The organism is Phaeodactylibacter sp., from assembly GCF_040219495.1.
Taxonomy (GTDB): Bacteria; Bacteroidota; Bacteroidia; order Chitinophagales; family Saprospiraceae; genus Phaeodactylibacter.
Genome location: NZ_JAVJSK010000041.1, coordinates 1 through 12,256, shown reverse-complemented (window position 1 = coordinate 12,256; position 12,256 = coordinate 1). Strand labels below are relative to the sequence as shown.

Sequence of the window (12,256 nt, the reverse complement as noted above, 5' to 3'; positions counted from 1 at the left end):
ACCCCATAAGCTTTAGCTTCATCCAGAATCTCCAGCTTCTCCTTTTTGCTGAATTTCCGGCCTCTGTTTTCTTGCTTTTCCATATCTAAATCTCTAAAAAAGTTTTTAGACTTTTGTCAGAGTATTTAGGGGGCTGTTACATACCACTTTCCTAACCCCGGACTGCCCTCCAGCCCCTATCGTCATCGATACCGGCTACTGTGCAGGCAGTTCATTGCTGTGGGGGGACAGCCTCATCAATGCGCCCGGCACCTATACCTTCCCTGCACAGGCGCTGACGGGCTGCGACAGCACCACCGTGCTCAAAGTAGAAGCCTATGCCCCGGTTACCAGCTTTGTCGATACTTTTTTCTGCAGTAGCAGCGATGGGCTGCTTTGGGGGGACAGCCTGTTGCCACAGCCAGGGGCATACACCTTTGCCTACCTCAATGAACAGGGCTGTGACAGTACCGTACAGGTTTCGCTAGCCCTCGCCAATAGCAGCTTCAGCGCCATAGACACCTTTTATTGCGAAGGAGAACCCTTTTGGTGGGGCGACACCCTACTGCCTGGCCCAGGCCTGCACACCCTCGCCTACCGCTCCGCAGAGGGCTGCGACAGCACCCTGCAAGTCACGCTCCAAGCCCGGAACAATAGCTATGTTGAGCTGGACACTGCACTTTTGCCAGGAGCTGCTTTCATGGGCAGTAATTTCTACACGGACACTACTTTAACGCAGTTGCACCCGGCTTCCAATGGTTGTGACAGCCTCACCACCATCCACATAGAGATCATCTCCAATACCAGAGCTGCAGCCCAGCCTTCGCCCTGGCGTTGTTACCCTAACCCTGCCCGGGGCCTCCTCTGGGCGGAAGGCCCTTCACCCAATGCCCGGCTTCAGTTATGGTCTGCCGGAGGGCAGCGGGTTGGGCTTCCCAAACATAGCCTCCCTACGCCTGAAGGGGCAGAGCGGTACAGGTATGCTTACAGCATCTCCCATTTGCCGCCGGGGTTGTACTGGCTGCAGATCACCTGGGAGGGCGGGACAGCTTTGGAGAAGGTGGTGAAGATGTAATAGCCTGGTACGGCCAGGGCGCTGACCTGGCTAGTGCGACTAGACCGAAATAGTTGACAGTCTTTTCACGCTTGAGCGCTTACTAGCGTTGGGCGTTAACTCTCAAGTATCTACGGCTCAATCCACTAGAAATATTTATATAGATTGCCCGTTATTTAATACCTGACAGACCACTAAATGCTCCGGGGCGTTGCAGGGCTCAAATGCCTTTAGCTTGCCCTGGCCCGCCTCGTACTGCAGGCCGCCTACACCAAAAAGCACTTTCAGCAGCCGGATTTGGGGAATTTGGATGGGCTGGAGTTGTAATTATCACCGCACCAACGTCACATCCCCCTGCAAAGTCTGCACCGCTTCCTGCCGCTCTACCTGATACTGCATGAGGTAGAAATAGACCTCCGTAGGCGCAGGCTCCCCGTCCTGCTCGCCATCCCAGGGCAGGGTGGCGTCCGAAGTTTCATAGACCAGGTTGCCCCAGCGGTTGTAAATGCGCAGCAGATAATTCAGGAAGACCGGTTCTTCACAGTCGCTCAGCGGGCCGAAGGTATCGTTGGTGTTGTCGCCGTTTGGGGTAAAGGTATTGGGCAGCGCAACCCTACAGATACTGGTGTCACAATCTATGGTCGCAATGGCGATGGTATCCGCAACCGTCTCGCAGGCTGTGCTGATGGTCAGGCTGTACAGGCTGTCCAGGCCCACTTCAATCGCTGTAGCCGTATCGCCGGTAGACCAGGCGTAGGCTGCATTGGGGAATTCCGGGACGGAGAGGGTTGCTGGTTCGTCTTCGCAGAGGGTTAGGGTGTCCTGCTCAAAGGCGAATTCGAGTGGCTGCGTGGCGAAGATATGGTCGGAAAAGTTAGGCAGGCCGGTGTAAGGAATATTATCGCTTTCTGGCAGCATAAAAACATCCGGCAAAAATAGCGGCTCCGGTGTATCCGGGCATTCCAGAACAGACAGGGTTGGCCCGCCGCTCAGAAAAAAGTCGCGCTCCAGCAGGTAAAGATTCCCATCTACAGCCATTTGCATATGCCCGGTCAGGCGGTTCTCCGGCAGGTTAGCGATTATTAAACGGCTGTTGGCTACCCCTTCTGATTCAAGATCATACTGCGTCAGTACCCGACCGGAAGGTGTATCCTCCACAAAGTAGAGGAAGCGGCTGTTGGGTGAAAAGGAGGCTGCGTTCAGACTAAAATCCGGCATAGGCGTCAGATCGATAATGTTGGTCGTATCAATCTGCCCGGTGGCATTATCGAAGGGAAAAACGGTGCCCGCGCAGTGCAGCCACTGCCCGTTGGGCGAGATATCGAGCTGTCCCGTAATGGTGCCGTCAAACGGGAAGGAAAGCGTATCCGTGACCCCTTCATTCGTGACCGGGAAGACCAGCAGCCGGTTGTTTTCCGGTGCCGCATCCACGATCACCACCCAATAATCAGAACCGTTCTGATGGATGGTGCCCGTAAGCCCCTCAAAAGCGGGTACGTGCACCCGTTGGTCGGCCACGGTGACGCCGCCCAGCCCGCCATTGAGGGCCAAATCGACCTCAAAGTAGGACAAGCCCCTACCCTGCGGCTGCCCCGGCACACTACCGCCGATGTCAAACTCCACTTCTTCCATCGTGAACAGGTAGTACACCTCATCTGCCCCCGGCTTTGGCAGTATCAGGGCGGACTGCGCTGCACTGAACCCACCGCCTTCGGTGCCGCCCATATCGTACATGACTTCATTGTTGCGGTTCCAGATTTTTCCGGAGGTCTGCCCCGATTGCTCCGGGTCCCGCCCACCGCCATTGGTATAGAAGCGTACGTTGCCCTCCGCATCCGAGACAATAGCGCAGCCTTCAAAGGCTTCCATCGCGCCCCCAGGCACCTGTACGGGATTGCCGCTAGAAAAGTCAAGCCCGGCAGCTGCACCAAAGTACCAAACCGTACCTGCATTCTGGGCAGAGAGCAACAATGGGAATAACAGAAAAAAGCAGAGCAGTTGTTTCATAGTCCTTTTCGCGTTTGTAGCCACAAAGCTAAAGTATATTCCCATTTCAGTCTTCAAATTCTGCTTATATTAACCGTCAAAAACCAGGCACTATGCCAAAAAGTGTAGCGATTATCGGGGCGGGCTGTTCGGGCCTGGCTGCCATCAAAAACATGCAGGATGCCGGTCTGACGGACATCGTCTGCTACGACAAGAACGATCAAATCGGCGGCAACTGGGTCTTCACCTCCGGGGAGTCCCACTCCAGCGTTTGCGAAACCACCCATATCATTTCTTCAAAAGAACTTTCTGCCTTTGAGGGCTTCCCTATGCCCGACCATTATCCGGACTATCCTTCGCATAAGCAGGTGCTGGCTTATTTTCAGGATTATGCACGGGCATTCAATCTGGAACAGTACATACAGTTCAATACGGCTGTTGAACAAGCGGTTGAGCTTCCTAACCACCGTTGGCACCTCACCCTTAGCGATGGCACCGAACGCACCTTTGACTACCTCCTGGTCGCCAACGGGCACCACTCCGTACCCCGCTGGCCCGACATACCGGGCACTTTTACCGGAGAGTATATGCATTCGCACAGCTTCAAGACTAATAGGCCCTTTGCGGGAAAGCGGGTGCTGGTCATCGGGGCTGGCAACTCGGGTTGCGACTGTGCCGTGGAAGCCAGCCGGGTCGCCGAATCCACAGCCATCAGCCTGCGACGGCCGACTTATATCATCCCGAAATTTCTGATGGGAAAGCCGACTGATACCTACAATGCCTTGCTACAACATCTCCCAAGATTACTGCGCGCACCCCTTCAAAAAGTCAGCCTGCAGCTGCAGATCGGAAAATACGAGCGCTACGGGCTAAAGACCCCCGATTATCCGATTACGGCCTGCCATCCTACGCTCAACTCGGAGCTCCTTTACCGCATCCGGCACGGCCAGGTGACCCCCAAAGCTGGTGTAGAGCGCTTTGAGGGCCAAACCGTCCACTTCTCTGATGGTAGCAGTGCGGCGTTTGATACCATTATAGCCGCGACAGGATATAAAATTGCCTTCCCCTTTTTCGAGCCAGGCCTCTTTGATTTTGAAAATGCCTACCGCATTCCACTTTACCTGCGCATGATGGCGCCCGGGCACCCCAATGTCTTTTTCATTGGGCTGGTGCAGCCGCAGGGGTGCATCTGGCCCTTGTCGGACTTACAGGCGCAACTGGCAGCACTGCATATCACAGGCATATGCCCATTACCGGACAACCTGGAACAACTGGCAGAAGCCGAGTGCGATGAAATTGAAAGGGAGTTCAAACAAGCCCGGCGGCACAGCCTGGAGGTCCATTTCCACCCCTTTGCCGACAAAATCCGGGCACAAATCAGAGCCGCCGCAGGTAAGCGACCTGCCGTACCTGTACAGGAAAGGAATTGACCTCCGGGATATCTTCGCCCTCGAAAGTTTCGTTGCCGGAAGTGCGGACAGGCTCGAGTTTCCCTGAGATGATTTCGTAGGTCATCACGCCCTCTTTGACTTCGGCTGTGCTCAGCAATAAGCTGCCCATCACATCAAACCGGCTGTACATTTTGCCATTGAGCAGGTATACATCCATTTCAATGGTATTTTGCTCATCGATTTTATACCAGCCCATTTTTGGACGGACCGGCTTGAGCAGGTAGTCCCGAAGCCCTTCTGCTTTGTCTTCTCCATAGATAATGCTGTAGGTGTAAAAGGAGTCCCGGGGCAGAATGTGCAGTTCCATCGGCAACTCCTGCTGTTTCCCTTGCAAGCTGTAGATTTCCAGTGTGCCTGCCCATTTTCCAATCCATTCCTGAGGCAGCCCCAGGCTGTCTAACGTATCCTGAGCGGCAAGCGGCTGACAAAACGCGAGGAACAATAAAACAGCACTGATTGATTTCGCTATCTTCATCATTCATTATTTAACGCCCACAAGATAACGTATGCGTCTCAACTTCCTGATCCCAATCCTGCTCGTTGGTACTTTTAGCAGCTTCGCCCAGTCCCCCTACTTCCAACAGCAGGCCGACTACCGTATTGATGTACGCCTCGATGATCAGGCGCATGTGCTGCACGGGCACCTCAACCTCATTTACCACAATAATGCCCCGGAAGCCCTCGACACCCTCTACTTCCACCTCTGGCCCAATGCCTACCGCAATCAGCAAACCGCTTACGCGAAACAGGCCCGGCGTATGGGCGAGACGGACTTCCATTTTGCGGCGAAAGAACAACTCGGCGGCATAGACTCCCTGAGCTTCACTGCGGATGGCGAGGCCGTAACCTGGAGCTACCACCCCGAGCATATTGATATTGCCATAATCATCCTACCCCAATCACTGCCCCCGGATGCACAGGTAGAAATTAACACCCCATTCCGGGTGGACTTGCCCTATATCTTCTCCCGCCTTGGCCATGTAAACCAAAGCTACTCCATCACACAGTGGTACCCCAAGCCTGCCGTGTATGACAACGAAGGCTGGCACCCCATGCCCTACCTCGATATGGGTGAGTTCTATTCGGAATTTGGCAACTACGAAGTCAGCATCACCCTGCCGGAAAACTATCAGGTGGGGGCCACCGGTACTTTGCAAAATGAGACCGAGCGCCAACGCCTGCTTGCACTCAGCCGGCAGCCGCTTCCTGAGGAAGCAAACGGGGCTTTTCCACCTTCCGCTAAAGCCTTCAAAACCCTGATGTACAGTGCCAAAAACGTGCACGACTTCGCCTGGTTTGCCGATAAGCGCTTTCAGGTACGCCACGATACGGCTACCCTGCCTTCCGGCAAAACCGTGGAGGCCTGGGCGTTTTTCGCAGCCGAAGACCAGGACTACTGGGACAAAGGGGCCTTTTACGTCAAGCGGGCACTGGAGTTTTATTCTGAGAAAGTCGGAGAATACCCTTATCCGCAGGCTACGGCCGTGCAGACCACCCTGGGCGCAGGCGGCGGCATGGAATACCCCATGGTCACTAATATTGGCGGGGTGAGCAGTGCGGAGTCGCTGGATATAGTCATCACGCATGAGGTAGGGCACAACTGGTTCTACGGCATCCTCGCCTCCAATGAGCGCGACCACGCCTGGATGGACGAGGGGCTGAACAGTTATTATGAAGCGCGGTATGCCCAAACCTATTACGCAGATAGTGAGGGCGACGGTGCCATTGACTACCTGTTGCGCAGCACCCCCATGAATGAGCGGGAGTTCGGTTACCTTTTCCAGGCCCGCCGGAATCTACATCAGGCTCCGGAAACCAATTCCAATGCGTTCAAGCCTATCAACTACCTCGTAAGCGCTTACATTTTGCCGCCACTGGCTTTGGATCTGCTGGAAGGCTACGTGGGCACGCAGGCCCTGGACAGCGCCATGCATGCCTACTACCAAAAGTGGCAGTTCCGCCATCCGCAGCCCGGAGATTTGCAGCAGTCTTTGGAAGAGGCCCTGGAGCAAGAACTGGACTGGCTATTTGAAGGGCTGATAGAAAGCAAAGGGCACATTGACTATGCCATTACCAAGGTTGAAAATCAAAGTCAGTCGTACCGGGTGGAAGTCGCGAACCGTGGCACTATTGAAAGCCCGGTTGCGTTGTCCATCGTAAAGAGCGACTCTGTGCTGGCTACCGTGTGGTCCAAAGGCTTTAGCGGCAAGCGTACACTACGCATTGAAAAGGCAGCCGGCGATTTGCTGGTCCTTGATGCGGAGCGGCATGCCCCGGAGCTCTACCGCCGCAACAACTCCTACCGGCTGGAGGGCCCGCTCAAATGGATCCGGAGGCCAGATTTCACCTTCCTCCCTGCAGCAACCAATGATACCCGGGGCAATTTACTATGGAGCCCGGTGCTCGGCTGGAACAACTACGATAAACTCATGGCCGGGATGTTTTTAGGCAATCATACCCTCCCTGAGCAGCGGCTGGAGTGGCGGGCGGCGCCCATGTACGGATTCGGAAGTGGTAAACTAGCTGGCCTCGGTGCGCTCCATTACAATATCTACCCCGGAAAAAATGACGTCCTGCACCGCATACGCCTGGGCATTACCGGGCAGCGCTTTGATGCACAAGTGGCTAACCTGCTCAACAGAGAAGAGCAGCTCGGCTACGAGCGCCTGCAACCTTACCTGCGCTTTGATTTTATGCCCAACCCCACCGACAACACCTACGCCCGCTTGCAGCTACGGGGCATTTGGGTACGCTCCGAATTCCTCGAATTACATGGCGGATTGGAACCGCCTATTCAGAATTACCAGACGCAGTGGCTACAGGAAGCCCGCTTCACCTACGAGCAGCGCCGGAAAATCAACCCTTATCAATGGACAGCTGCCCTGGAACATCAGGCCTTCGATGGTGTTTTTGGAGACCCCGAACGCTATGTGAAAGCTTCCTTTGAAATAGACTGGAACTTCAACTACAGCAAGCGGGAAGCGGTGCACCTCCGGCTGTTTGGCGGCTACTTTTTGTACAGCACCTTCCGGGATGCGCAGGTGGTTAGCCCGGTCGCTTTCAACCTTTCCTCTAACGGAGGGAACGATTACCGCTTCGACGACCTCTACCTGGGCAGAAATGAAACAGAAGGCATCTGGTCGCAACAAATCAGCCGTCGAGATGGTGGGTTCAAGGTGCCACTGCTCAATACCTTCGGCTTGGGGCGCAGCAACAGCTTCATGCTGGCGGTCAACTTCAAGGCAGACCTGCCCAGTCAGGCCATGCTGGGTATTCCACTCAAACCCTATCTGGACATCGGCTACTTTGATGACAATACCACAATTGGTGATGGCCCCACTTTTTCAGATCAGTTTATGTGGAACGGAGGCCTGATGCTGGAACTGTTTGACGAGCGCCTGGCGGTGTACTTCCCGCTCATCAGCTCCAAGAATATCGCCGATCAACTCGAAATTCGGGGCAATTACTTTACCCGCATCGGTTTCCAGCTTGACCTGCAGCGGATGAACCCGTGGAAGCTGCTGGACCGGCAGGAGTTGTAGCAAAAATACCCATTGCATCCCTTCACGGGGCAATGGGTACTCGGTTTCAGTCGGGTGACTTTAGCTTATTATTCTTCTGTGCAGTCCAGGCACTGCAGCCCCGCTTCGGTCATTTGCCAGGTGCTACCGGGGTTGTCGTAGATGCGGGGGCGGTAGTTCACTTTGTCTGCATCATCGATGTAAAAGCGGGTTTCTCCATCAAAGCGGATAAATTTGCCCACCGGTATTTCCACTATAGCCCGTACACCCTGTACGCGCCACTTGGTCCCTTTAGGAATCCTGAAGTAGGTGGGCACCGTTAGCGCATCCGCCGTGGCCTCTTCCTGGTAGTTGATGCCCGCGGCCAGTTCTTCGGCCATAGCCAGATTGGTACCCCGGGACTCCAGCCGTTCTTCGAGGACGAAACCTTCGCCATCGCCTTTACGGATTTCAACATCCACATTATCACTGATCATGGCATCGTGGTAGAAAAAGAGTTCGCCATCAATATTGAACTCATCATTGGCGGGCACGGCTTCATCAATTCGGAAATTGAGGGTGTCCGTAGTAATACCACTTAGCTCTACCCTGCGGTCGATATGCGCCTCATTGCTGAAATCGCGCGCCATGAATGTCAGTGCACCAAAAAAGCTGATGATATTCAGAATCCAGAATGCTGAGAGCGCTACCTGCCAGGGGCGGCTCATGCGGGTGCCGTACAACAGCCGGATGATGGAGAGCCCTGCGCTCAGCAAGACCACACCAATAATCATAAGGATGTTAAAGGCGCCAAGCATGGTCACCATAGGCCATTCCGGCGCAAAGTAATCAACGTAGGGCCAGAAAAAAACACCACCGGTAAACATGGCAATCCAGGAAGCCAGCAAGCTCAGAGCGACCAACGCACCACAGAGGATGAGCAGGGGTTTCCAGATGTTGCTGATGAGCTTAATGAGGACCGCAAAGACCTGACCGATAAAGGCCACAATTTGCCGCAGGGTCTCACCTAGTGCTCCCCCACCGGTTGCGCCTTTTTTTTTACCGCCAATCTCGGAGACTTTGTAAGAAATATGCTCTATTTCCTCCTCGATGATGCGCCCGATATTGGACACATTAATGGGCTCCCCACGCATGGCGAGGCGGTCGCTGGCCGACTCTGCTTTAGGCAAAATAGCCCAAAGGATAATGTACGCGGGCACACCAAAACCACCGGAGATCGTCACCACGATGAAGAGCAGGCGGATCCAAAGCGGGTCATTGATGCCAAAGTATGCGGCTATACCTGAGCACACCCCGCCGATGACTTCATCCTCGGGGTTGCGGAACAAACGCCGGCCGGTACGGTAATCACTTTCATGCGCACGTTTCCGTTTGGGCTCCTCACTCCCCACCGGTTCGTCCATAGGCTCTGCGCCGAAATCCTCAGGCGTGCCCATAATGACGATCGCATCTTTGACATCCTTAAGGATAACAATCTGCCGCTGCCCCATGCCCTCCCGGAACAGTTCTGCCAGGCGGGCTTCAATATCCTGTGTGATTTCTTCGTACCCGTCCGATTGCCTGAAGTGGGCATGTATAGTATTGAGGTACCGGGTCAGGTGCTCGAGAGCATCCTCGTCAATCGTAAACGGTACACCTCCCAGATTGATTTGCTGTACCTTATTCATTGTGGTTGATGTTTTGCGTGGAATGATCGACCGCCTGCACCAGGGAGCCCCAGGTCTGCAGTAGCTCTTCTAAAAAAGTACGGCCGGTTTCGGTAATGGAGTAGTACTTGCGGGGCGGGCCCATGTTGGACTCCCGCCAGTTGTACTCCAGCAGCCCCTGATCTTTCAGGCGGCTGAGCAGCGGATAGAGGGTGCCCTCCACGACGATGAGCTCTGAAGCTTTGAGCTCAGCGATGATGTCGGAAGGATAAGCCTCCTTCTTCGATGCAATCGCTAATACGCAAAGCTCCAGAACACCTCGCCGCATCTGTCGCACGAGCTGCTGTCGGGTTTTATCTAGATCTTTAGCTTTCATGTCCACAAATATAAGCCAAAACCAAGTACTATGCAATACAAAGTACCTTCCTTTGCCCAGTATCTTCTATAAACAACTACCTTGTCCCGATGAATACGCTCCCCCTTTACGGCCGAACGGTCAAAAACCAAGATTTAGAGCGTGTTGGGGCCACTTTCGGCGTATTACTATAATGCTTACCTTTGTAGCATTGAAACTGTCGGGAGCGTGTCGGAGTTTTTGCAATCAGCCTGCAAGCCAGGGCCAAAATCCTAACACGCACTCTAAGAAATCATCCTTATGAAACACACTATACTATTACTACTGCTTTTCGTCATAAGCGTGGCCGGGCTTACCGCCCAGCCTGTCATTGGAAACGGAACCTTCCCGCAAGTGGGTGACTCCCTACGCACATCTGTAGACAACCTGCCTTCCGGCATCGACCTGGAAAATGCCGGCGCTAATCAGAGTTGGGATTTCACGACACTGCAATCGACCTTTATCAATACCACCCCCGTGGTCACCGTACAGCAGGCAGAAGGCTACTTTGGTTTTCCCGGAGCAGACTATGCGGTGAGGGGCGAGAATGCCAACTTCTTCTACCGGACTACAGCCGGCAAGGCAGAAATGCTGGGCTTTTTTGGCCAGGATCCGGCAGGCTTAGGCATTGAAGGTATTTTCCGGTACGAGCCGCCACTCATTGAGCGCCGCGCGCCTCTGGAATACCAGGATGTCAACACCTCCGCTACTAATATCAGCTTTGCTTTTTCGGCAGATGACCTGCCCGCACAGATCACTGACCTGCTACCTATTTCGCCAGACTCCATCAGAATACGCCTTAATGCGGAGCGTACGGAGGAAGTGGATGCCTGGGGCACCCTGACGATCCCCGGGGGTATCTACGATGTGCTTCGCGAAAAGCGCACGGAAGAACAGCAAATCCGCCTGGATGCAAAAATCGGTTTCTTCAGCTGGTTTGATATCACCGATATTGTAATCGAGTTGTTGCAGCTGGAAGCCCTGGAGCCGCGTACTACCATCAGCTACCGGTTTATGAGCAACGAGGCTGTCGAGCCCATTGCGGAGGTACAAACCCTGAATGAGGGCGCTACGGTCTCAAGTGTGACCTACAAAGCGGGCACCATCTCCAGCCTGCGCCCTGTAGAAACCGCACAACCGGGTGTCTACGCTTATCCGAATCCGGCTATCGTGAATGTACGCTTCGAGTTTGCTAACTTACCCGCTGATCGCTATACCGTGAGTATATTCAACATTCTTGGAGTGAAGGAATGGTCGCGGCAGTACTTTGTAGACGGTGGCCGTACAGAAAAAGTGGATATCTCTTCACTGCGCAAGGGCACCTACTTCTACAGTATTGCCAACAGTCGGGGCAAGACCCTGGTGACTAAGCGGCTGATTGTGGTGAGGCCTTAGAGCATGCTTGGAGGAGCACTTCTGCTGACAACCAAAGTAACGCGCTTTTTTCCATTTAGCCATAACCACAACCCTTTGATTATCAACTATCTTTTGCTCCAAACACGCTCTTAGCGCTCCGGTGAAAGAGGGAAATTGGAAGATTTGAAACTAAAATAGCTCATGAATAAATATCTTTTTATCGGTTTGTTGCTGGCGGGCCTGCTCCACAGCTGTGGTAGTGACACCGCAAAGGAAACAGATAAGAGTGCCACGGGCACTGAAACGGCTCCTGCTCAAACTGTACAAGTGCCCAGTTATCCCAGTGTGCCAGCAGATACCATCAAGACCCTTTTTAATGAGTGCGACTACATCGACTACGTGTTTTACTACACCAACTTCAGCGTCAGCCAAAAAGAAAAGCGGGATATTCAAACTGCGGTGACCTATATTGCTTCAGAAACACCGGAGATCAACCCCAACTGTAAGCCGGTAGGGCGGGTATTCTTCCAGGTAGGTGGGGAAAACCGGGCGGAAGCAGATCTGTACTTTGACCAGAATTGTATGTATTACCTGTTTTACGAAGACGGTAAGCCTGCTTATGCCAACCTTATTATGCCTGCTGGTATTAACTTTTACAACAAAATTTTCCAAGGCGTAAAGTAAGAGCGTGTTGGGACTTTAGTAATCGGTCTGCAAACTACACTTTTTTGCTTACACTTCGTCCCGAAAATCCTTCCCGCAAACTGCGGGACAGGCTATTTAGCTAAGGCTAAACTCCGGTTTTCGTGCCTCGTCTAACCAAAAAATTGTTAGTTTTCGACTAGAAGACAAAAGTCCCAACACGCTCT

The 12,256-nt window shown here is 53.6% G+C and carries 9 protein-coding genes; 5 read left to right on the top strand and 4 right to left on the bottom strand.

Annotation, left to right across the window (positions count from 1 at the left end):
- Positions 1 to 214 precede the first annotated feature (214 nt).
- Positions 215 to 1,054 (top strand): T9SS type A sorting domain-containing protein, encoded by an 840-nt coding sequence (locus tag RIC19_RS05705; RefSeq protein ID WP_350177331.1) that lies wholly within the window; start codon positions 215 to 217, stop codon positions 1,052 to 1,054.
- A gap of 309 nt (positions 1,055 to 1,363) precedes the next feature.
- Here the strand turns inward: RIC19_RS05705 and RIC19_RS05700 are convergent, their stop codons facing one another.
- Positions 1,364 to 3,040, bottom strand: a complete 1,677-nt coding sequence (locus RIC19_RS05700) for a T9SS type B sorting domain-containing protein (RefSeq protein ID WP_350177330.1) — start codon at positions 3,038 to 3,040, stop codon at positions 1,364 to 1,366.
- A gap of 92 nt (positions 3,041 to 3,132) precedes the next feature.
- On the opposite strand from RIC19_RS05700, the gene RIC19_RS05695 reads away from it, so the two are divergent.
- A complete protein-coding gene (locus RIC19_RS05695) occupies positions 3,133 to 4,449 on the top strand; it encodes a flavin-containing monooxygenase (RefSeq protein WP_350177329.1) in 1,317 nt (438 codons plus the stop codon).
- Here RIC19_RS05695 and RIC19_RS05690 read toward each other — a convergent pair.
- Positions 4,397 to 4,948 carry a hypothetical protein gene (locus RIC19_RS05690; RefSeq protein ID WP_350177328.1) on the bottom strand — a complete coding sequence of 184 codons (552 nt, stop codon included), beginning with the start codon at positions 4,946 to 4,948 and terminating at the stop codon, positions 4,397 to 4,399. The genes RIC19_RS05695 and RIC19_RS05690 overlap by 53 nt on opposite strands.
- Before the next feature lie 28 nt (positions 4,949 to 4,976).
- Here RIC19_RS05690 and RIC19_RS05685 point away from each other — a divergent pair, with 28 nt between their 5' ends.
- A complete protein-coding gene (locus RIC19_RS05685; RefSeq protein WP_350177327.1) occupies positions 4,977 to 8,012 on the top strand; it encodes a M1 family metallopeptidase in 3,036 nt (1,011 codons plus the stop codon).
- Positions 8,013 to 8,080: 68 nt separating this feature from the next.
- Here RIC19_RS05685 and RIC19_RS05680 read toward each other — a convergent pair whose 3' ends face one another.
- Together RIC19_RS05680 and RIC19_RS05675 are read right to left on the bottom strand one after the other, a co-directional pair.
- On the bottom strand, positions 8,081 to 9,658 hold the full coding sequence (locus RIC19_RS05680; protein WP_350177326.1) for a PspC domain-containing protein: 1,578 nt from the start codon (positions 9,656 to 9,658) through the stop codon (positions 8,081 to 8,083).
- The gene (locus RIC19_RS05675) at positions 9,651 to 10,013 is read right to left on the bottom strand and encodes a PadR family transcriptional regulator (RefSeq protein ID WP_350177325.1); all 363 of its coding nucleotides are present in this window, start codon (positions 10,011 to 10,013) and stop codon (positions 9,651 to 9,653) included. The genes RIC19_RS05680 and RIC19_RS05675 overlap by 8 nt, the downstream gene beginning before the upstream one ends.
- A gap of 279 nt (positions 10,014 to 10,292) precedes the next feature.
- Between RIC19_RS05675 and RIC19_RS05670 the strand changes: the two genes are divergently transcribed.
- Both RIC19_RS05670 and RIC19_RS05665 read left to right on the top strand, forming a co-directional pair.
- Positions 10,293 to 11,426, top strand: coding sequence for a T9SS type A sorting domain-containing protein (locus tag RIC19_RS05670; RefSeq protein ID WP_350177324.1), 1,134 nt, complete (start codon positions 10,293 to 10,295; stop codon positions 11,424 to 11,426).
- Positions 11,427 to 11,588: 162 nt separating this feature from the next.
- Positions 11,589 to 12,071: a DUF3558 domain-containing protein gene (locus RIC19_RS05665; RefSeq protein WP_350177323.1), complete on the top strand. Its 483-nt coding sequence runs from the start codon at positions 11,589 to 11,591 to the stop codon at positions 12,069 to 12,071.
- Positions 12,072 to 12,256 lie beyond the last annotated feature (185 nt).